The organism is Micromonospora sp. NPDC047756 (assembly GCF_055587245.1).
In genome coordinates, this window is the sequence record NZ_JBVJGQ010000004.1 from 156553 (window position 1) to 176345 (window position 19793).

At 71.3% G+C, this 19793-nt stretch carries 18 protein-coding genes and 2 pseudogenes; 8 read left to right on the plus strand and 12 right to left on the minus strand.

Going from position 1 to position 19793, the window contains the following annotated elements; translation table 11 throughout:
* Positions 1 to 940: 940 nt before the first annotated feature.
* The 4 genes and pseudogenes from ACZ6NZ_RS13850 to groES all read right to left on the minus strand — a co-directional run.
* Positions 941 to 2011 (minus strand): annotated as a pseudogene (locus tag ACZ6NZ_RS13850) (molybdopterin-dependent oxidoreductase); the annotation flags it as partial.
* Between the two features lie 105 nt (positions 2012 to 2116).
* A pseudogene (locus ACZ6NZ_RS13855) lies at positions 2117 to 2737 on the minus strand (molybdopterin-binding oxidoreductase); the annotation flags it as partial.
* A gap of 134 nt (positions 2738 to 2871) precedes the next feature.
* Entirely contained in the window at positions 2872 to 4506 is a 1635-nt protein-coding gene (gene groL, locus ACZ6NZ_RS13860) for a chaperonin GroEL (RefSeq protein WP_366612088.1), read from the minus strand.
* Positions 4507 to 4576: 70 nt separating this feature from the next.
* Positions 4577 to 4891 (minus strand): co-chaperone GroES, encoded by a 315-nt coding sequence (groES, locus tag ACZ6NZ_RS13865; protein WP_030330046.1) that lies wholly within the window; start codon positions 4889 to 4891, stop codon positions 4577 to 4579.
* Between the two features lie 259 nt (positions 4892 to 5150).
* Here groES and ACZ6NZ_RS13870 point away from each other — a divergent pair, with 259 nt between their 5' ends.
* The 7 genes from ACZ6NZ_RS13870 (at position 5151) to ACZ6NZ_RS13900 (ending at position 12404) form a co-directional block, all read left to right on the plus strand.
* Positions 5151 to 6335, plus strand: coding sequence for a THUMP-like domain-containing protein (locus ACZ6NZ_RS13870; protein ID WP_465858521.1), 1185 nt, complete (start codon positions 5151 to 5153; stop codon positions 6333 to 6335).
* A 10-nt stretch (positions 6336 to 6345) separates the two neighbouring features.
* The gene (gene ybaK, locus ACZ6NZ_RS13875; RefSeq protein ID WP_465858522.1) at positions 6346 to 6825 is read left to right on the plus strand and encodes a Cys-tRNA(Pro) deacylase; all 480 of its coding nucleotides are present in this window, start codon (positions 6346 to 6348) and stop codon (positions 6823 to 6825) included.
* 179 nt (positions 6826 to 7004) lie between these two features.
* Complete coding sequence (locus tag ACZ6NZ_RS13880; protein WP_465858523.1) at positions 7005 to 8090, plus strand: sugar ABC transporter substrate-binding protein; 1086 nt, start codon at positions 7005 to 7007, stop codon at positions 8088 to 8090.
* 114 nt (positions 8091 to 8204) lie between these two features.
* Positions 8205 to 9023 (plus strand): ATP-binding cassette domain-containing protein, encoded by an 819-nt coding sequence (locus tag ACZ6NZ_RS13885; RefSeq protein ID WP_366612094.1) that lies wholly within the window; start codon positions 8205 to 8207, stop codon positions 9021 to 9023.
* Positions 9020 to 10282, plus strand: coding sequence for a sugar ABC transporter permease (locus tag ACZ6NZ_RS13890; RefSeq protein WP_366612096.1), 1263 nt, complete (start codon positions 9020 to 9022; stop codon positions 10280 to 10282). Before ACZ6NZ_RS13885 ends, ACZ6NZ_RS13890 begins: the two co-directional genes overlap by 4 nt.
* A 22-nt stretch (positions 10283 to 10304) precedes the next feature.
* Complete coding sequence (locus tag ACZ6NZ_RS13895) at positions 10305 to 11486, plus strand: ROK family protein (protein ID WP_366612098.1); 1182 nt, start codon at positions 10305 to 10307, stop codon at positions 11484 to 11486.
* A gap of 177 nt (positions 11487 to 11663) precedes the next feature.
* Positions 11664 to 12404 (plus strand): DUF4142 domain-containing protein, encoded by a 741-nt coding sequence (locus tag ACZ6NZ_RS13900; protein WP_278141660.1) that lies wholly within the window; start codon positions 11664 to 11666, stop codon positions 12402 to 12404.
* A gap of 33 nt (positions 12405 to 12437) precedes the next feature.
* On the opposite strand, the gene ACZ6NZ_RS13905 is transcribed toward ACZ6NZ_RS13900, so the two are convergent.
* The 4 genes from ACZ6NZ_RS13905 to tsaB are packed head-to-tail and all read right to left on the minus strand — an operon-like array spanning position 12438 to position 14901.
* Complete coding sequence (locus ACZ6NZ_RS13905; RefSeq protein WP_039906914.1) at positions 12438 to 12692, minus strand: hypothetical protein; 255 nt, start codon at positions 12690 to 12692, stop codon at positions 12438 to 12440.
* A 13-nt stretch (positions 12693 to 12705) separates the two neighbouring features.
* Positions 12706 to 13752 carry a tRNA (adenosine(37)-N6)-threonylcarbamoyltransferase complex transferase subunit TsaD gene (gene tsaD, locus ACZ6NZ_RS13910; RefSeq protein WP_366612102.1) on the minus strand — a complete coding sequence of 349 codons (1047 nt, stop codon included), beginning with the start codon at positions 13750 to 13752 and terminating at the stop codon, positions 12706 to 12708.
* The gene (gene rimI, locus ACZ6NZ_RS13915; RefSeq protein WP_465858524.1) at positions 13745 to 14227 is read right to left on the minus strand and encodes a ribosomal protein S18-alanine N-acetyltransferase; all 483 of its coding nucleotides are present in this window, start codon (positions 14225 to 14227) and stop codon (positions 13745 to 13747) included. The genes tsaD and rimI overlap by 8 nt, the downstream gene beginning before the upstream one ends.
* Positions 14224 to 14901 carry a tRNA (adenosine(37)-N6)-threonylcarbamoyltransferase complex dimerization subunit type 1 TsaB gene (gene tsaB / locus ACZ6NZ_RS13920; protein WP_465858525.1) on the minus strand — a complete coding sequence of 226 codons (678 nt, stop codon included), beginning with the start codon at positions 14899 to 14901 and terminating at the stop codon, positions 14224 to 14226. Before tsaB ends, rimI begins: the two co-directional genes overlap by 4 nt.
* A 565-nt stretch (positions 14902 to 15466) precedes the next feature.
* On the opposite strand from tsaB, the gene ACZ6NZ_RS13925 reads away from it, so the two are divergent.
* On the plus strand, positions 15467 to 16171 hold the full coding sequence (locus ACZ6NZ_RS13925) for a helix-turn-helix domain-containing protein (protein ID WP_465858526.1): 705 nt from the start codon (positions 15467 to 15469) through the stop codon (positions 16169 to 16171).
* A 71-nt stretch (positions 16172 to 16242) separates the two neighbouring features.
* Here the strand turns inward: ACZ6NZ_RS13925 and ung are convergent, their stop codons facing one another.
* The 4 genes from ung to alr all read right to left on the minus strand — a co-directional run bounded on the left by ung (position 16243) and on the right by alr (position 19707).
* Positions 16243 to 16944 (minus strand): uracil-DNA glycosylase, encoded by a 702-nt coding sequence (ung, locus tag ACZ6NZ_RS13930; protein WP_465858527.1) that lies wholly within the window; start codon positions 16942 to 16944, stop codon positions 16243 to 16245.
* 65 nt (positions 16945 to 17009) lie between these two features.
* Positions 17010 to 17492, minus strand: coding sequence for a tRNA (adenosine(37)-N6)-threonylcarbamoyltransferase complex ATPase subunit type 1 TsaE (tsaE, locus tag ACZ6NZ_RS13935; RefSeq protein WP_465858528.1), 483 nt, complete (start codon positions 17490 to 17492; stop codon positions 17010 to 17012).
* Complete coding sequence (locus ACZ6NZ_RS13940) at positions 17489 to 18592, minus strand: alpha/beta fold hydrolase (RefSeq protein ID WP_465858529.1); 1104 nt, start codon at positions 18590 to 18592, stop codon at positions 17489 to 17491. Before ACZ6NZ_RS13940 ends, tsaE begins: the two co-directional genes overlap by 4 nt.
* Positions 18589 to 19707, minus strand: a complete 1119-nt coding sequence (alr, locus tag ACZ6NZ_RS13945) for an alanine racemase (RefSeq protein ID WP_465858530.1) — start codon at positions 19705 to 19707, stop codon at positions 18589 to 18591. Before alr ends, ACZ6NZ_RS13940 begins: the two co-directional genes overlap by 4 nt.
* Positions 19708 to 19793: the final 86 nt, after the last annotated feature.

Below are 19793 nucleotides of genomic sequence, written 5' to 3' on the forward strand. Positions count from 1 at the left end.
GGCACGACCACAGCACCACCGCACAGCGCCACATCGAACCGCTGGCCGGCACCCGCAACCCCGGGGTGCCGGCCAGCGGTATACCCATGCCTCGACCCGCACAGACCGCACCACCACACCGACCGACAGCCGGCCCCCGCACCCAGCAGCGCCGGCTAGCAGCACGGTCCCGGATCCGCGAGCGAATCGCTCGCACCGCGCTACGCCGCGTCCACATCTCCGTCCCGGCAGACCCAACCCACTGGCCGCAGAATCGCACCGCCGGAACCAGTCGGCATGGTCCACTCAATGGACGTCAGCAGATCTTGGACACTTACCGTCAAGCAAGAACGGAAAGTGTCCAAGATCTCGCTGCTTGTGAGAGCAGACGCCGCGCGAGAGCGGACGCCGCGCGAGAGCGGACGCCGCGCGAGAGCGGACGCCGCGCGAGAGCGGACGCCGCGCGAGAGCGGACGCCGCGCGAGAGCGGACGCCGCGGCGGTGAGGCGAACCGGCGTGCAGCGATGAAACCCAGTGGCAGGCCCCACCCGCCGGGAAAGCCGCCGCAGGCGGCTGAGGAAGCCGGCCGTGGGCCGGGCCGGAGGGCTGGGAGTCCCGAACCGGCCCCAACGGAGGCAACGGGCGTCGACCAACCGACTTGGCCTGCAGATCTTGGATATTGCCGGCCAGTCAACGGGCCCGCCGATCCATGGCGATGTCGGGAGCCGGCAGGCCAGGTCGCGGACACGGGCCACCGGCGCGCAAGGCACGCCGCCAACGCAGCCCACCGACCCGCACCCGAGACCCCCGCGGACACAGGCCACCGACCCGCAGGGCGCTCCGCCAACACAGGCCACCGACCCACACACCAGACCGCGGACACAGGCCAGCGACCCATACAGCACGCGCCGACACAGCCCCCCCGCTTCGAGCGCGGACCGGCGCGGGCGCGTGCCGTGGGTCAGCGGACGGTGACGGTGACCGTGTGCCAGCCGGTGGCGCCATCGGGGACGACGTCCTGCGTACGTTCGGTCTGGGTCTCACCGGTCACGTCGGTCGCGCGGACCTGGAGACGGTGCTCGCCCGGTGTGGCGTCCCAGCGCCAGGACCATTGCACCCAGGTGTCCACCGACACCGCGGGGGCCAGCGCGGCTTCCTGCCACGGGCCGTCGTCGACGCGTACCTCTACGCGGCGGATGCCCCGGTGCTGCGCCCAGGCCACCCCGGCGACGGTTACCTGGCCGGCGGTCAGCCGGTTACGTTTCCTGGGGGTGTCGATCCGGGACTGGGTCTTGATCGGCCCCTGGGGGGACCAGCCGCGCGGCACCCAGTACGCGTCGAAGTCGGCGAACCGGGTCAGCTCCAGTTCGGTCACCCATTTGCAGGCCGACACGTAGCCGTAGAGGCCCGGCACCACCACTCGGGCCGGGAAGCCGTGCTCGACCGGCAGCGGTTCGCCGTTCATCCCGACGGCCAGCAGCGCGTCCCGTCCGTCGCGCAGCGCGGCGGTGGGGGTGCCGCAGGTCCAGCCGTCGACCGACCGGCCGACGACCTGGTCGGCGTCGTCGTCCGGCTCGACCTCGTCCAGCAGTTCCCGCAGGGGTACGCCGAGCCACCGGGCGTTGCCGATCAGGTCCCCGCCCACCTCGTTGGAGACGCAGGCCAGGGTGACGTACCGCTCGACCAGCGGCCGGGCCAGCAGATCCGCGTAGCTGTAGGTGCGTTCCCGGCCGACGCGTCCGTGGATCCGCAGCCGCCAGGTGTCCGGGTCCACCTGAGGCACCACCAGCGCGGTGTCGATCCGGTAGAACCCGAAGTTCGGGGTGACGTACGGCGCGAGCTGGGCGAGCTTGAGGTCCGCGCCCACCGGTACGGCCGGTGCGGGGGCGACCGGCGCGGGCAGGCGGATCGCGTCGCGGGCTGCGGACACGCCGCGCCGCCCTGCCAGCCACCGCCCACCGAGGCCGGCCACCACGGCGGTGCCGAGCAGCACTCCGCTGCCGGTGAGGAACCGTCGCCGCGACTCCGGGTCCACCTCGTCAGGCCCGGTCGACTCGACCGCCGTAAGCCCGGCGGGAGTAACCGGCACCGGCCCTGCCGGGGACACCGGCACCGGCTCTCCGGGCGACCCCGACCCCGGCCCAGCCTGCGACTCGGGACGAGCGGCCGACCCCGACCCAGCCTGCGACCCGAGACCCGGGGCCGACACCCGGCCAGCCGGCGACCCAGGGCCAGCCGGCGACCCGGGGCCAGCCGGCGACCCGGGACCAGCCGGCGACCCAGGGCCGGCGGGCGGTGTGGGTGGTGACCAGGACCAGGGGTTCAGCTCGAATGGTCCGTCGATGAACAGCCAGAGCACCAGGGCGCCGAGACCGGCGCCGACCAGGGACGGCAGCGCGTCGGCGAGGTCAGCACCGGAGCGGGTCAACGCGGCTGCCACGCCGATGGCGCCGAACGCCGCGATGCCGGCCAGGCCGAGTGCCAGTCGACGGACCGCCAGTACGCCGAAGAGGGCGGCGAAGCCTCCCAGCAACACGGCCGTGCCGACCAGCAGCGCGATCTTGTCGGCGGTGCCGAAGAGGTCGATGGCGAGTTGCTTCAGCGACTCGGGGACGGCGTCGACGATGACCCCGCCGACCGCGACCAGGGGCGCCGACCGGGGACCGGTCAACACCGCGACCGGTTCGGCGATCCCGATCGCGACGGCGGCGGCGGTGATTCCGGCCAGCGCGGCGTACCGCCGTGACGTGGTGCTCATCGGCCCAGTGTGCGCGATCATCTTGCCCGGTCGCCAACAACGTCAGCGTTCGGTAATGACCTGGCCGACCGCAGAAACGTTCCGGGACGCACCGCCTTACGGCGGTGCGCCCCGGAACGGGTGTCGCTACCGGATCAGAAGCCCGGGCCGTGCTGGTGGCCGTGGCCGTGCCCGCCGGCGGCGGCCGGCTCGGCCTGCTCCGGCTTGTCCACCACGAGGCTCTCCGTAGTGAGCAGCAGACCGGCGATCGAGGCGGCGTTGGTGACCGCGTTGCGGGTCACCTTCACCGGGTCGATGATGCCGGCCTTGACCAGGTCGACGTACTCGCCCTTGGCGGCGTCGAGGCCGTTGCCCCAGGTGAGGTCGGCGACCTTCTGCGTCACGACGTAGCCGTCGTGACCGGCGTTCTGGGCGATCCAGCGCAGCGGCTCGACGAGCGCCTTGCGCACGACCGAGACGCCGACCTTCTCGTCACCGGTGAAGCCCAGGTCATCGTCGAGCACCGAGAGGATCTGCACCAGGGCGGCGCCGCCGCCGGGCACGGTGCCCTCCTCGACCGCGGCCTTGGTCGCCGCGATGGCGTCCTCGATGCGGTGCTTGCGCTCCTTCATCTCGACCTCGGTCGCCGCGCCGGCCTTGATGACGGCGATGCCACCGGAGAGCTTCGCCAGCCGCTCGGCCAGCTTCTCCCGGTCCCAGTCGGAGTCGGAGGCCTCGATCTCCTTGCGGATCTGGGCGACCCGGTCGGTGACGTCGGCCTTCTGGCCACCGCCGTCGACGATCGTGGTGTTCTCCTTGTCGACCACGACGCGCCGGGCGGTGCCGAGCACCTCCAGGCCGACCTGGTCGAGCTTGTAGCCCAGCTCCGGGGCGACCAGCTCGGCGCCCGTGGAGATCGCGATGTCCTGGAGCATCGCCTTGCGCCGGTCACCGAAGCCCGGGGCCTTGACCGCGCAGACCTTGAGGGTCTTGCGCAGCGAGTTGACCACCAGGGTGGAGAGCGCCTGGCCGTCCACGTCCTCGGCGATGATCAGCAGGGGCTTGCTGTTCTGCAGGACCTTCTCCAGCAGCGGCAGCAGCTCCTCGATCGCCGAGATCTTCTGGGTGGTGACCAGGATGTACGCGTCCTCGAGGACGGACTCCTGACCCTCCAGGTCGGTGACGAAGTTCGGCGAGATGAAGCCCTTGTCGAACTGGAGACCCTCGGTCACGTCCAGTTCGGTGGTGAGCATCGAGCCTTCCTCGACGGTGATGACACCGTCGCGGCCGACGCGCTCCATCGCCTCGGCGATCAGGTCGCCGATCGTGGAGTCCTGCGCGGAGATCGTCGCCACGTTCGCGATCGACTCCTTGCTGGTGACCTCGGCGGCCTTGCCGAGCAGCGCCTCGGAGACCTTCGTGGCCGCCGCGTCGATGCCCCGCTTGAGGCCGGCCGGGTTGGTCCCGGCGGTCACGTTGCGCAGACCCTCGCGAACCATCGCCTGGGCCAGCACGGTCGCGGTGGTGGTGCCGTCGCCGGCGACGTCGTTGGTCTTGGTCGCCACCTCCTTGACCAGCTGCGCGCCAAGGTTCTCGTACGGGTTGGTGAGCTCGATCTCCTTGGCGATGGTCACACCATCGTTGGTGATCGTCGGCGCACCGAATTTCTTGTCCAGGACGACGTTGCGCCCGCGCGGGCCGAGGGTGACCTTGACCGCGTCCGCGAGGGCGTTGACACCGTGCTCCAGCAGGTGCCGGGCGTCGTCCGAGAAGCTCAGGATCTTCGCCATGAATGTCCCTTCGAAGCGCCATTGCCCCGGCCCGGCGAGCCGGACCGGGGCAGTGGCACTGATCGGTTGCTTACTTCTCGATGACCGCGAGGACGTCGCGGGCGGAGAGCACCAGGTACTCCTCGCCGGCGTACTTGACCTCGGTGCCGCCGTACTTCGAGTAAAGGACGGTGTCGCCGACCTGCACGTCAACCGGAACCCGGTTGCCGTTGTCGTCGACGCGCCCCGGGCCCACAGCGAGGACGGTGCCCTCCTGCGGCTTCTCCTTGGCGGTGTCGGGGATCACGATGCCCGACGCCGTGGTGGTCTCAGCCTCGTTCGCCTGGACCACGATGCGGTCCTCGAGCGGCTTGATCGCAACCTTGGTCGCGGTAGTCACGGGCATACCCTCCTGGGGTACTGGTTTCGTTGCTGGCCAGCGGGGCTGACCAGCGTCAATCTGCCTCATGCCACCGGGCGGTGCCGTCGTCGCGGGTGCCGGTCCGCCTGGCGTGCGCACCCGGGTCGTGAGACCCGGAAGCTGGCACCCTCAGGGTGAGAGTGCTAATCGCAGGTTATTCCGTGGCTAGCACTCCGTCAAGGAGAGTGCCAGCGCGTCGCGCCCCGCCAGCCAAGTTTTCCGAGTCGGACGGGACAATGTCCGGGTGGATCTCGATCAGCTGGCGGCGCTGCGTACCCCTGAAGGGTCGGCCGCGCTCACTGCGGCGGCCGACCTGGCCGGCGGTGATCCACTGGTCGCGGCGTCGGCGCTGCGCGCGACCGGGGTGCCGCCGACGTTGGCCGCGGCGGCGCTGACCCAGGCCGAGTTGCGCCACCGGGCGGTGGGCAAGTTCGGCTCGGCCGCCGCTGGGATGTTCCTCACCCGCCCCGGCCTGGAGCAGGCCACCCGCCGGGTGGTCGCCGACCATCGGGCCGCCCGGTTGCACGCGGCCGGCGTGCGCACCCTGGCCGATCTCGGGTGCGGGCTCGGGGCCGACGCGCTGGCCGCCGCCCGCGCCGGCATCCGGGTGTACGGGGTGGAGGCCGACCCGGTGACCGCGGCGATGGCCGCCGCGAACGCCGAGGCAGCCGGGCTGGCCGAGCTGTTCACCGTCGAGTGCGGTGACGCGACCGGGTTCGACGTGTCAGGGGTCGACGGGGTCTTCTGCGACCCGGCCCGCCGCGCCACCGGTTCCGGGCGGCGGATCTTCGACCCGCGCGCCTACTCGCCACCGTGGGACTTCGTCACCGGGCTGGCCGAGCGGGTGCCGCGCACCGTGGTGAAGGTCGCGCCGGGCCTGGACCACGCGCTCATCCCGGCCGGTGCGGAGGCCGAGTGGGTCGGCGTGGACGGCGACCTGGTCGAGGCCGCGCTCTGGTGCGGGGAGCTGGCGGAGGCGCCCCGTCGGGCCACCCTGTACCGCCAGCAGGGCCGCCATCAGCTCACCGGCTCGGGTGCCGCCGAGGCGCCGGTCGGGCCGCCGCGTCGCTACCTGTACGACCCGGATCCGGCGGTGGTGCGCGCGCACCTCGTGGCCGAACTGGCCAGCGAACTGGACGCCACCCTGGGCGACCCGAGCATCGCCTACCTCTACGCCGACCAGCCGGTCCGCACCCCGTACGCGCGCTGTCTGGAGATCACCGACGTACTGCCGTTCTCGCTCAAGCGCCTGCGGGCGCTGCTGCGCGACCGTCGGGTGGGCCGCGTGGAGATCCTGAAGCGCGGTTCGGCGCTGACCCCGGAGCAGCTCCGGCGGGACCTACGGCTGAACGGGGACGCGGCGGCGAGTCTGGTGCTCACCCGGGTCGACGGCGCACCGACGGTGCTGATCGGCCGGCCGGTCGACTAGCGTCGTCGCTGTGGCGGGACAGGGCACGCCGGCAACGGCACTGTTGGTCAAGCGCGGCATCGCGCATCGCACCCATCCGTACCGGGTGGCACCGGACGCCCCGAACTACGGCGCGTTGGTGGCGGTGGCGCTCGGCGTGGCACCGGAGCGCGTGTTCAAGTCTCTGGTGACCGACGTCGACGGCGCGCTCACCGTGGCGGTCGTTCCGGTCACCGGCGAGTTGGATCTCAAGGCTCTCGCGGCTGCGGTCGGCGGCAAGCGGGCGGCGTTGGCCGACCGGGCGGTCGCCGAGCGGGCCACCGGTTACGTGCGCGGGGGGATCAGCCCGCTCGGGCAGCGTCGGCGGTTGCCCACCGTGCTGGACGAATCCGCACTGGATCTCCCGACGATCTACGTCTCGGCTGGTCGGCGTGGTCTGCAACTCGAACTGGCCGCGGCGGATCTGGTGGCGTTGACCGACGCCCGCACCGCGCCGTTGCAAACCCACTGACGACAGTCGTTACGTCGACTTCCCCGTGGGATACCCGCGGAGTAACAGTCGCGTTGCTGAATTGTTATCGCCCCCAACAAACTATGCACCTGCGCGGTCTTGTGGAGCCGGTGTGACGCGAAATACGTTGCCGGACACAACAAAACAACACCTCCCCCACCTCCGAAAGGACCCTGCACATGCGTAAGGGGATCCTCACCATCGCCGCCGTGGGCCTGCTCACGACCGGCGGCTTGACCGCCTGTGGCGACGACTCCGGCGACAAGGCCGCCTCCGCCAAGACCCCCAAGATCGGCGTGATCCTCCCGGACAGCAAGTCCTCGGCCCGCTGGGAGACTGCGGACCGCCGGTTCCTGGAAGAGGCGTTCAAGTCCGCCGGCGTCCAGTACGACATCCAGAACGCCCAGAACGACAAGACCGCCTTCCAGACCATCGCCGACCAGATGATCACCGGTGGCGTGACCGCCCTGATGATCGTCAACCTGGACTCCGGCACCGGCAAGGCCGTGCTCGACAAGGCCAAGTCGCAGGGCGTCGCCACCATCGACTACGACCGACTCACCCTCGGCGGCTCCGCCCAGTACTACGTCAGCTTCGACAACGAGACCGTCGGCAAGCTCCAGGGCGAGGGTCTGTCGAAGTGCCTGACCGAGAAGGGCGCCAAGAACCCCGTCGTGGCGTACCTGAACGGCTCCCCCACCGACAACAACGCCACCCTCTTCAAGGCCGGCTACGACTCGGTGCTCAAGCCGAAGTTCGACTCCAAGGAATACGTCAAGGGCCCTGAGGACGCGGTGCCGGCGTGGGACAACGCGCAGGCCGCGACGATCTTCGAGCAGCAGCTCACCAAGGCCAACGGCAAGATCGACGGCGTGCTGGCCGCCAACGACGGTCTCGGCAACGCGGCCATCTCGATCCTCAAGAAGAACAAGCTCAACGGCAAGGTGCCGGTGACCGGGCAGGACGCCAGCACCGAGGGCCTGCAGAACATCCTCGCCGGCGACCAGTGCATGACCGTCTACAAGGCGGTCCGGGAAGAGGCCAACGCCGCCTCCGAGCTGGCCATCGCCCTCGCCAAGGGTGAGAAGAAGGACACCGGCCAGACGGTCAAGGACGGTGACCGGGACGTCCCCTCGGTGCTGCTCACCCCGAAGGCCATCTACAAGGACACCGTCAAGGACGTCATCGCCGACGGCTACGTGACCAAGGAAGAGGTCTGCACCGCGGCGTACGCCAAGGCCTGTGCCGAAGCCGGCATCAGCTGACCGACGCCGCAGTACCCGCCGGAACAACCATCGCCGCCCGGCACGGGAGCACTCTCCCGTGCCGGGCGGCGCCCGCCGGACGGGCCCCGACCCTCCCTTAAGAAGGAGACCCCCGTGTCCGCCACTCCCCTGCTGGAACTCCGCGGGATCGGCAAGAGCTTCGGTCCCGTCCAGGTGCTCCGCGACGTCGCCCTGACCGTCCACCCGGGCGAAGTGACCGCCCTGGTCGGCGACAACGGCGCCGGCAAGTCGACCCTGGTGAAGTGCATCAGCGGCATCCATCCCACCGACGCCGGAGAATTCCTGTTCAACGGTGAACCGGTGCACATCGGCAGCCCCCGCGACGCCGCCACGCTCGGCATCGAGGTCGTCTACCAGGACCTCGCGCTCTGCGACAACCTGGACATCGTGCAGAACATGTTCCTCGGCCGGGAGAAGCGCAGCGGCATCGTCCTCGACGAGCCGACCATGGAACAGCTCGCCGCCGAAACCCTGGCGGGGCTCTCCATCCGCACCGTCACCTCACTCCGGCAGCACGTGTCCAGCCTCTCCGGCGGTCAGCGCCAGACCGTGGCCATCGCCAAGGCGGTGCTCTGGAACAGCAAGCTCGTCATCCTGGACGAGCCGACCGCCGCGCTCGGCGTGGCACAGACCGCCCAGGTGCTCGAACTGGTGCGACGCCTCGCCGACAACGGCCTGGCCGTGGTGCTCATCTCGCACAACATGAACGACGTCTTCGCCGTCTCCGACCGGATCGCCGCGCTGTACCTCGGCCAGATGGTCGCCCAGGTGAAGACCACCGACATCACCCACGCCCAGGTGGTCGAGCTGATCACCGCCGGGCGCTCGGGCGGGCTCGGCCTCGCCACCGACCCGGGCAGCAACGGCGACGGCCCACAGGCGGCCGACTCGATCTCAGGAGGCGCCCGATGACCACCACCGCCGTGCGGAAGGACGGCCCCGCCGCCGTCACACCGACGCCGACCGTCGGAGGCCACTTCCGCAACTACCTGAGCCGGGTACGCGGTGGCGACGTCGGCGCGCTACCAGCCGTCCTCGGCCTGATCGTGCTCTGCACCGTCTTCGCGATCATGCGGCCGTCGTCGTTCCTGTCGGCCGGCAACTTCGCCAACCTCTTCACCCAGGGCGCGGCGGTCACGCTGATCGCGATGGGCCTGGTCTTCGTGCTGCTGCTCGGCGAGATCGACCTCTCCGCCGGCTTCGCCAGTGGTGTCTGCGCGGCGGTGCTGGCCAATGTGGTCACCGTGCTCGGCTACCCCTGGTGGGTCGCCGTGCTCGCCGCCGTCGCCACCGGCGTGGTCATCGGCACCACGCTCGGCATGCTCGTCGCGAAGATCGGCATTCCGTCCTTCGTGGTCACCCTCGCCGGTTTCCTCGCCTTCCAGGGCGTCGTGCTGCTGCTCGTCAAAGAGGGCACCAACATCTCCGTCCGCGACGACGTGCTGATCGCCATCGCCAACCGCAACCTCGCCCCCACGCTGGGCTGGGCGCTGACCGCCCTCGCGGTCATCGGCTACGCGGCGGTCCAACTGCTGCGCCACCGCAAGCGGGTGGCCCGCGGCCTGATCACCGACCCGCTCGCGGTGGTGGCGCTGCGGATCGGCGGGCTCGCCGTCATCCTCGGCACCGCGGTGTACGTGCTCAACCTGGAGCGCAGCCGCAACGTCCTGATCAGCTCACTCAAGGGTGTGCCGATCGTGGTGCCGATCATCGCGGTGCTGCTGATCATCTGGACCTTCGTGCTCCAACGCACCAGCTACGGCCGGCACATCTACGCCGTGGGCGGCAACCGGGAAGCTGCCCGCCGGGCCGGCATCGGCGTCGACCGGATCAGGATCTCGGTCTTCGTGATCTGCTCCTCGATGGCCGCCATCGGTGGCATCGTGGCGGCCAGCCGGGCCAACTCGGTCGACCCGAACACCGGGGGCAGTAACGTACTGCTCTACGCGGTCGGCGCAGCGGTTATCGGCGGCACCAGCCTCTTCGGTGGCAAGGGCCGCGTCCTCGACGCCGTACTCGGCGGCGCGGTGGTCGCTGTCATCGAGAACGGAATGGGCCTGATGGGATACACCGCGGGAGTCAAGTACGTGGTCACGGGCGTCGTGCTGCTGCTCGCCGCCAGCGTCGACGCGCTCTCCCGCCGCCGCGCGGCAGCCACCGGCACCAGCTGACCGCGCGGGAGGTAGCGCCAGCATGCGCCCAGGACCGAGCCAGGATGACGTCCGACGGCAGAACCTCGGGGCCCTGCTGCGGCACGTCCACGTCAACGGGGCGACCACGCGTGCCGAACTGACCACCACGCTGGGGCTCAACCGCAGCACCATCGGCGCGCTCACCGCCGACCTGTCCGCAGTGGGGCTGGTCAGCGAAGGGGCACCGAAGGAAACCGGCCGGGCCGGACGACCGTCGCTCGTCGTCCGGCCCGAGTCGGCCCGGGTCTACGCGTACGCGTACTCGGTGGAGGTGGACCGGCTACGCGCGGCCCGGATCGGGCTGGGTGGCGCGGTCCTGGACCGCCGGGACCTGGACCGGCCGCGCGGGCTGCTGGCCGCGGAGGCCGCGCCGCTGCTGGCCGGCGCGGTCAAGGAGATGCAGCAGCTGGTGCCGGCGGACGCGATCTGCGTCGGTGCCGGCGTCGCGGTCTGCGGCATGGTCCGCCGGGACGACGGCCTCGTCCGACTCGGCCCCACCACCGGTTGGGTGGACGAGCCGATCGGCGCGGCCCTCGCCGACGAGTTGGGCATCGACGTGCCGGTCACCGTGGGCAACGTGGCCGACGTCGCGGCGTTCGCCGAGCACGCACGAGGTGTGGCTGCGGGCTGTGACAACGTTCTCTACCTGTACGGCGACGTCGGCGTGGGCGCCGGCATCATCGCCGGCGGGCGCCGGCTGACCGGGCACGGTGGGTACGGCGGCGAGGTCGGTCACATGAAGGTGGTCCGCGACGGCAAACCCTGTGAGTGCGGGTCCCGGGGCTGCTGGGAGACCGAGATCGGCGAGCACGGCCTGCTGCGCGCCGCCGGACGCTCCGACGCCCGGGGCCGTGACGCCCTGCTGGAGGTCTTCGACGCGGCCGACCGCGGGGACGCCCAGGCCCAGACGGCGGTCCGCCAGGCCGGCGACTGGCTCGGCTTCGGCGTGGCCAACCTGGTGAACGTCTTCAACCCCGAGATGGTCATCTTCGGCGGCACCATGCGTGACCTCTACCTCGCGGCGGCGGCCCAGATCCGCAGCCGGCTCAACTCCAACGCGCTCGGCGCCTGCCTGGAGCACGTCCGGCTGCGTACGCCGAAGCTGGGCACGGACGCGCCTCTGATCGGCGCCGCCGAGCTGGCCTTCGAACGGCTCCTCGCCGACCCCCTCGACGTGGGCTGATCCGCCACGTGTCCGGTGTGGACGTCGAGCCGCTGGCCGTCACCCGCTGATCCGGTTCGCTTCGCGATGAACTTATGGCGCGATCAGTCCGTACCAGTGGGCGGACGGGCAACCGGCACAGGCGACGGATGCCCGGTCCAGACGCGATCCGGTCCGGACCGAGGAGGCACCACAGACATGGCACCGCTCAGATCCGCCCACCGCCGACTGGGCAATCGGACCCACCGGGCAGCGATGCTGCTCATCGCGATCATCGCGGGGGTCGGTGTCCTGCCCGGTGTGGCCGTCGCCGCCCCCGCAGGCGGCCAGCAGCTCAACGCCGCCGACATGACACTGCTCAACGGGGTACGCCTGGCCGGGCTCTGGGAGATGCCAGCCGGTCAGATGGCCGCCGAGAAGGGCCAGTCGGCGAAGGTACGGGAGATCGGCGCCGGCATCGCCAGCGAGCACCAGAGGCTCGACGAACTCGTGGTCGAGGCGGCCAACAAGTTGGGCGCGACGATCCCCAGCGAGCCGACCGCCGAGCAGAAGGGCTGGCTGGCCGAGATGCAGAAGGCGTCCGGCGCCCGGTTCGACCAGATCTTCGTCACCCGGCTCCGGGTCGCCCACGGCAAGATCTTCCCGGTGATCGGCGCGGTCCGGGCCAGCACCCGGGACGCCACCGTCCGCAAGCTCTGCGAGGACGCCAACGGGTTCGTCCAGCACCACATGCAGATGCTGGAGAGCACCGGCCTGGTCCGCTGGCCGGAGCTGCCGCCGGCCGCGCTGCCCGCCCCGGGCGAGGACGGGCTCCTGGCCGCCGCCTCGGCCAACTCCGGCCCGCAGGTCGGTGTCAGCAGCACCGTCGTCTGGCTGGTCTTCCTCGCCGCGCTGGGCACCGGCGGAATCGCCACCTACCGGATGTTGCGCCGCAGCTGACCGGTCAACCAGCGGCCTGGACGGTGGCTCGCGTCAGCGGTCTACCTGGGTGAAGTCCCAGGAGTGCGGGGCGCGGGCCACCAACAGGGCTGGTGGGTCCGGCAGCGGGCGAGGGCTGCTGCGCCACTTGGAGATCACCACCACCCGGTGGTCGGTGGAGGAGAAGACCTCGCTGGAGACGTGGAGCGGGTCGTGCTCCAACTCCGGCAGGGCGGTGTCGCACACCCAGGTGATCAGGTCGGCGACTCCGTACGCCTCGGCGCGCGCCTCCCACATCCGCACGATCATGTCCGCCGCCCCGTCACACGCTGACCGTGGTCAACGGCAGCGCCGAATCGGCTGGCAGGTCCAGTCGGCTCGGAGCGACCCCGGCGGCGACCAGGTGCGAACCGAGCGCGGCCACCATCGCGCCATTGTCGGTGCACAGCTTCGGCCGGGGCACCCGGACCCGGATGCCGTACTTCTCGGCTCGCTGCTCGGCCATCGCCCTCAGCCGCGAGTTCGCCGCCACGCCCCCACCGATGACCAGGGTCTCGATGCCCTGCGCCCGGCAGGCGGCGAGGGCCTTGCTGGTCAGGACGTCACAGACCGCCTCCTGGAAGGACGCGGCCACGTCCGCCACCGGAACCGGCTCACCGGCACGCTGACGGGCCTCGACCCACCGGGCCACCGCCGTCTTCAGGCCGGAGAACGAGAAGTCGTACCGGTGGGCGGCGAGATCCTTCGCGGCGGTCAGACCGCGCGGGAAGGCGATCGAGGCGGCATCACCGGCCCGGGCCTCCCGGTCGATGGGCGGACCTCCCGGGAACGGCAACCCGAGCAGCCGGGCGACCTTGTCGAACGCCTCCCCGGCCGCGTCGTCGATGGTGGCGCCGAGCGGGGTGACACCACGGGCCAGGTCGTCCACGAGCAGGAGGGACGAGTGGCCGCCGGACACCAGAAGCGCGATGGCGGGTTCGGGCAGTGGGCCGTGCTCAAGGGTGTCCACCGCGACGTGGGCGGCGAGGTGGTTGACGCCGTAGACGGGTTTCTCGGCGGCGACCGCGTACCCCTTGGCGGCGGCGACGCCGACCAGCAACGCACCGGCCAGCCCCGGCCCCGAGGTGACAGCGATCGCGTCGATGTCGGCCAGCGTGACGCCGGCCTCGGTCAGGGCCCGGTCCATGGTCGGCACGATGGCCTCCAGGTGGGCCCGGCTGGCCACCTCCGGCACCACACCCCCGAACCGGGCGTGTTCCTCGACGCTGGAGGCGAGCGCGTCGGCCAGCAGGGTGTGCCCGCGCACGATGCCGACACCGGTCTCGTCGCAGGAGGTCTCGATTCCCAGGATCAGTGGTTCGTCAGCCATTGTCGTGTGGTCCGTTCCCGGTCGGCTCGGCGTCGCGCCGCATGACCAGCGCGTCGGTGTTGCTCGGTTGGTAGTAGCCGCGCCGCACCCCGATCGGCTCGAAACCGTACGTCGCGTAGAGCCGCTGAGCTGCGGCGTTGTCCACGGCGACCTCCAGCAGGGTGCTGCCGGCATTGCGCCGGACCGCCTCGGCCAGCAACTCCTCCAGCAGGGCACGGCCCACGCCGCGCCGCTGGGCGTCCCGGCGGACGGCGATGTTCTGGACCCACACCTCGTCCGGCGGAACGCCGGCGAGCCCGGCGTAGCCGAGCACCGACCCGTCCGCGTCGACGGCGACCCGGTAGTGGTGCCCGTTGGCGAGCTCGCTCCAGAACATGGCGGGCGACCACTTCTCGGCGCCGAAGAGGTCCGCCTCGATCGGCAGCACGTCGTCGATGTGCCACCAGCGGAACGGTTCGAGCCGTACCGCGGTCATGGCAGGACCGGTTTGCGGCCGGTCGCCGCCACCGCGTCGGGGCGGCGCAGGTAGAGCGGAGTGAGCCGCTCACTGGGCGCCCCCGCCCGGATCCGTTCGGCGGCGAGCAACGCCAGCACTGTCGCCTCCGGATAGCGCGGCTCGACCCGAACGGGCAGGTCCAGGACCTCTGCGTACCGGTGCGCCCCGTCACCGACCGCGATCGTCGCGCCGAGTTCGCGGGCGCGCGCGGCGGCGACCGCCGGCGCGGACACCTCGGGCCCGACGATCCGCTGGCCGGCGCCGTCGTAGACGGCCCAGTAGAGCTCCTTGCGCCGGGCGTCGCTGGCGGCCAGGACCGGCGTGCCGGACGCCGCCGGGTGACCGATGGCGTCCAGCGAACAGACACCGTACGTGGGGATGCCGAGCACCTGACCCATCGTCGCGGCGGTGACCAGGCCGACCCGTAGCCCGGTGAACGGACCCGGGCCGAGCCCGGCGACGATGGCCGCCAGGTCACGCGGGCGCGCGTCAGCGTCGGCGAGGACCGCATCCACCTGGGGCGCGAGCAGCTCACCGTGCGCGCGGGCGTCGACCGTGCACCGGTGCGCCCGCGACGCCACGCCGTCTGCCGAGATCTCCACCAGCGCCGCGGTGACCGCGGGGGTCGAGCTGTCCACCACGAGTACGAGCACGGTAAGCCAGCCTAGCGGCCCCGCCAGCACGCCCAGTCACGCCCCGCCCCGCCACCCACCGTCGCCCTTCGCCCCGACCCGTCCCACCCCGCCTCGCCTCGCCTCATCCCACCTCTGCCCACTCCGCCGTTGATCATGAAGTTGTTGTCACGACACGCCGTCCTCGGCGGCAACAACTTCATGGTCAACCGAATCGCGGTGGTCCGGTCGTGCGTTGGGGTTGGGCGGGTTCAGGGGGTTGGTTCGTCGTTGTCGGGTTTGAGGGCGCGCTGTCCCGGCGCGGTTGGCCGTCGGGCCTAGACACCTAGCCGGGGACGAGTGCTGGGACCACATCCGCTGACAAGCCTGATGTCTGTGAGTCATCGTGATGACTCAGAGCCATCACGCTCATCGGAGTGAGTCCCTCCAGGTCATCCGCTCGCCGACTTCGGGGCGCGGATCGCGGCCAGAGCCAGCAGCCGCCGAGGGAGGCGAAGAGCGGCGGCAGGTACAGCAGGGCAGCCGCAAGTCCCCGACCTGCTGCAGCGGGATCGCGGACATGTCGCCCGTGGTCCACCATGCCGGGATGTCATCGACTCGCCTTGTCGTCCTGCTCGGTGCTGCCGCCCGGTATCAACGACAGCTGCGCGACCTGAGCCAGCGTCAGTTGGCCGCACTGGCCGAGGTAGACCAGGCCGCGGTGGCCCGATTCGAACGTGGTGAGCGAGCGCCTACCGTCCCGGTGCTGGAACGGCTCTTTGCCGCGATGGACGTGCAGTTGGTCGTCGGAGTCGAGCCGTTGGACGCGCACCTCGACGCCCAGATCGACGGCTTGGCCGCCCGGCCGATCGCCGAGCGGATCGACGGGTTGGGGCTGGATCGGCTGCTGGACCGGCTCACCGACTTCCCACAGGTGATCACCGGTTGCACCGCGGCGTTGCTGCAGGGCGCGCCGGTGCCGGTCGACGCGTTGGAGATCGCCCTACGTTGGCGGGACTCCAAACCGTTCACCCGCTGGCTGGAGACGAACTACGGGCAGCGGTGGAACGCTCGCTGGGGTGAGTTCGGCGGGGTGTGGTTGGAGCCCGAGGAGCCGGGCGAACACCGGTGGTCGACCCGGTACGGAGAGATCAGGGCCACGATGTGCGACGTACTGCCCGAGACGATCGAGGTGCGCCACGGCGAAAGGATCTACCAGGTGGTGCCGCTCGTCGAGCTGGAACTCATCGAGCCGCGCGCCGCCGGACTGCTACGCCGCTACCGGAAACGGCAGTTGGCCAGCGACAGCTGAAACAACTGCCGTCGGTCTCTGCGCCACATCCGCTCACGACCCGGCCCGGCGGTAGGACGTCGACGAGCGGCTCAGCCGGCGGTGCGCTCCCAATCGATGGTGGGCAGGCCGGCGTCGGCGAGTGCCTTGTTGGCGGCGCTGAACGGGCGGCTGCCGAGGAAGCCGCGCGGGTTCATCGGGCTGGGGTGACCCGCCTCCAGCACCACGTGCTGCGGGTTGGTGACCAGCACGGCCTTCTTGCGGGCGTAGCCGCCCCAGAGCAGGAAGACCACCCGGTCCGGTGCCGCGTCCAGAGCCCGGATCGTCGCGTCGGTGAACTCTTCCCAGCCGGCGTTGGCGTGCGAGCCCGGAGTGGCCTGCCGGACGGTCAGCACCGCGTTGAGCAACAGCACTCCCTGGGCGGCCCACCCATCGAGGTTGCCGCTGCGCGGCTTGGGGACGCCCACGTCCTCGCCCAGCTCCTTGAAGACGTTGCGCAACGACGGCGGCACCGTCACACCATCACGAACGCTGAAGCTCAACCCGTGAGCCTGCCCCGCCCGGTGGTAGGGATCCTGCCCGAGGATGAGCACCCGGGTGCCCTGCGGCGGGCAGAGCCGATATGCCGAGAACAGATCCTCCTGCGGCGGGAAGACCGTCTGCGTGGCGTATTCCCGGGCGACGAACTCACCAAGCTCGGCGGTGCGTGCCGGGTCGAGGTGCGGGGTGAGCACGGTGCGCCACTGCTCCGGCAGCAGGGCCAGCAGATCCAGGGCGGGGGCGTCGTCGGGCATCGGGAACCTCTCACAGCGCGGGTCGGTCCCCTGCACTCTAGGCATCGGATACGACAGCCACCGACCTAGCCCAGGTCGGCGAGCCGCCGGGCCCAGTCACCGCCGACCGGGTCCAGCTCGACGATGCGGGTGTCGTCGTCGCGGCGGTCGATGCGAACCCGTAGGTGCGCGTCGACCAACTGCTCCACCAGGCCCTCGCCCCACTCCACCACCGTCACCGAGTCGTCCACCGAGGCGTCGAGGTCCAGGTCGTCGATCTCGGCGCGCGGGTCGGTGGCGTCACCCAACCGGTACGCGTCGGCGTGCACGAGTGCCACCTGGCCGCCCCGGGCCGGATCGGGACGGTGCACCCGGGCGATCACGAAGGTCGGCGAGGTGATGTCCCCGAGGACACCGAGCCCGGCCCCGACGCCCTGGGTGAGCGCGGTCTTGCCGGCACCCAACGGGCCGGTCAACAGCACCAGGTCGCCGGCGCGCAGCAGCCCGGCCAGCCGCCGGCCGAAGTCCCGGGTGTCTTCGACGGTCGGCAGCTTGACGACGTGACTCACCGTTCCTCCACGCTCTGCAATGACTCCAGGAACCGCGCCAGGGCGGTGTTGACCTCGTCCGCGTGCTCCAACATCACCACGTGACCGCTGTCCTTGATCTTCACGAACTCGGCATGCGGCAACCGGCGGACGATCTCCTCGGAGTGGGTCACCGGCGTGATCATGTCCTTGTCACCGACCACCACGAGCACCGGAGTCGCCGCCAGCGCCGCCAGCGCCGGGAAGCGCGAGTGGGTGGCCAGGGTCCGCAGGTAGCGGGTCACCGTGTCGGCCGACGTCCGGGAGTTCATCGTCTCCACGTAGGACACCAGCGACGGGCTGGGCTTGCGGGTGCCGAAACCGTACTTCCGGGTCAGCAACCAGGCCACGTTCGACGTCGACTTGCGGGCCTTGTCGATCACCGGCCCGCCGTACCGGGTGGCGTTGCTGACCATGTAGAGCACCGGGCCGCCGACCCGGCCGAGCAGCGCGGGCGCGACCAGCTTGGTCTCCGCGATGAGCCCGCCCGACGTGGCCATCAGAACCGTGCCCACCACCCGGTCACCGAACAGCTCTCCGAACAGCTCGGCGAACGCCATGATCGTCATGCCGCCCATCGAGTGGCCGACCAGCACCAGCGGCCCGTCCGGGGCGGTTCGGTCGATCACCTCGCGTAGCGTCCGGCCGAGCACCGCGAGGTCGTACTCGCCGGTCTCCAGCCGGCCGGACCGACCGTGACCGGGCTGGTCGTACGCCACGATCCGGTAGTCGCCGCGGGCGGCGAGCATCTGGCGCTGGAAGTGGAACGTCCCCATGTCCAGGCAGAAGCCGTGCACCAGCACCACAGTCGGGTGCCCCGGCACCGGCCGGGTGGGCTCGACCACCTCCACGTGGATGTCGGTGCCGTCCGGCAACTCCAGGCGGAACGCCTCGTCGTACCGCTGCTTGCCGAACGTCTCGTGCGCGTAGCGGTCGGCCGGATCGGCCTTGAGCCGGCGGACCAGGGTCCGCTCGGTCGCGACGCCAGCCGCCAGACCTGCCGCGGCCACCCCCACCGCCGCGCCGACGATCCCCGCTACCCGGCCCGCGGCCGTCCGCGGACGCGGAATGCGATAACTCATGGCTTCTCGCCGTCGTAGACCCGGGGCACCCGCGTGCCGCCGAACCGGGTGACGATCTCGTAGTTGATCGTGCCGACCGCCTCGGCCCAGTCGTCCGCCGTCGGTTCGCCGTCGACGCCGCTGCCGAAGAGCGTCGCCACGTCGCCGTCGGCCACCGGGTCGTCGCCGCAGTCGAGCACGAACTGGTCCATGCAGACCCGACCCGAAATCGTTCGGCGTACGCCGCCGAGCTGCACCGGGCCGGTGTTGGACGCGTGCCGGGGAACCCCGTCGGCATACCCGAGCGGCACCACGGCCAGGTTCGCGTCGGCCTGCGTGGTGTAGGCGTGCCCGTACGAGATGCCGGTGCCGGCGGGCACCCGCTTGGTGAGCATCACCCGGGCGCGGGCGGTCATCGCGGGCCGCAACCCGTACGTCTCGCCGGCCACCGGTGACAGCCCGTAGATGGCCAGGCCGGGGCGGACCAGGTCGAAGTGGGTGTCCGGGCGGGTGAGGGTGGCGGCCGAGTTGGCGAGGTGCCGCCAGCGCGGTCGCAGCCCGGCCCGCTGGACCATGGCCAGCGCTTCGTGGAACACGGCCAGTTGGCGGTCGGTGGTGGGGTGGCCGGGCGAGTCCGCGTACACGAAGTGGCTCCACACGCCGACCACCTCGACCAGGCCGTCGGCCTGCGCCTTCGCGGCGGCGTCCAGCAGCGCGGGCCAGTCGGCGACCGTCGCGCCGCCCCGGGACAGCCCCGTATCGATCTTGAGGTGCAGGCGGGCGGGACGGCCGGCGAGGCGACTCGCCTCGATCATCTCGTCCAGTTGCGCCAGGCTGGCCGCGCCCAGGTCCACCCCGGCGGTGACCCCCTCGTGCAGCGGCAGCCCGGGGGCCAGCAGCCAGGCCAGCACCGGCACCGTCACCCCGGCCCGCCGCAGGGTGAGGGCCTCGTCGAGGGTGCAGACACCGAGCCAGTCCGCGCCGGCGTCGAGCGCCGCGCGGGCGGCCGGAAGCATGCCGTGGCCGTACCCGTCGGCCTTCACCACTGCCATCAACTCGGCGGTGGTGCCGGAGCGGAGCCTGCTCACGTTCTCGCGGATGGCGTCAAGATCGACGCGTACCTCGGCCTGCCACATGCACCCAGCCTACTTTCCGCCGTGATCACCGCGGGCGGCGACGCACGTCCCGCCGCGGCGATCCGGTCAGCGCACCCGGAACCGCC

Coding starts and splice junctions, on each gene's coding strand:
- ACZ6NZ_RS13900 (WP_278141660.1), top strand. CDS start 11,664: ATGGCACCGCTCAGATCCGCCCACCGCCGACTGGGCAATCGGACCCAC.
- groL (WP_366612088.1), bottom strand. CDS start 4,506: ATGGCGAAGATCCTGAGCTTCTCGGACGACGCCCGGCACCTGCTGGAG.
- ACZ6NZ_RS13905 (WP_039906914.1), bottom strand. CDS start 12,692: ATGATCGTGCGGATGTGGGAGGCGCGCGCCGAGGCGTACGGAGTCGCC.
- groES (WP_030330046.1), bottom strand. CDS start 4,891: ATGCCCGTGACTACCGCGACCAAGGTTGCGATCAAGCCGCTCGAGGAC.
- ACZ6NZ_RS13895 (WP_366612098.1), top strand. CDS start 10,305: ATGCGCCCAGGACCGAGCCAGGATGACGTCCGACGGCAGAACCTCGGG.
- ACZ6NZ_RS13880 (WP_465858523.1), top strand. CDS start 7,005: ATGCGTAAGGGGATCCTCACCATCGCCGCCGTGGGCCTGCTCACGACC.
- ACZ6NZ_RS13890 (WP_366612096.1), top strand. CDS start 9,020: ATGACCACCACCGCCGTGCGGAAGGACGGCCCCGCCGCCGTCACACCG.
- rimI (WP_465858524.1), bottom strand. CDS start 14,227: ATGACCGCGGTACGGCTCGAACCGTTCCGCTGGTGGCACATCGACGAC.
- tsaD (WP_366612102.1), bottom strand. CDS start 13,752: ATGGCTGACGAACCACTGATCCTGGGAATCGAGACCTCCTGCGACGAG.
- ung (WP_465858527.1), bottom strand. CDS start 16,944: ATGCCCGACGACGCCCCCGCCCTGGATCTGCTGGCCCTGCTGCCGGAG.
- ACZ6NZ_RS13940 (WP_465858529.1), bottom strand. CDS start 18,592: ATGAGTTATCGCATTCCGCGTCCGCGGACGGCCGCGGGCCGGGTAGCG.
- ACZ6NZ_RS13925 (WP_465858526.1), top strand. CDS start 15,467: ATGTCATCGACTCGCCTTGTCGTCCTGCTCGGTGCTGCCGCCCGGTAT.
- alr (WP_465858530.1), bottom strand. CDS start 19,707: ATGTGGCAGGCCGAGGTACGCGTCGATCTTGACGCCATCCGCGAGAAC.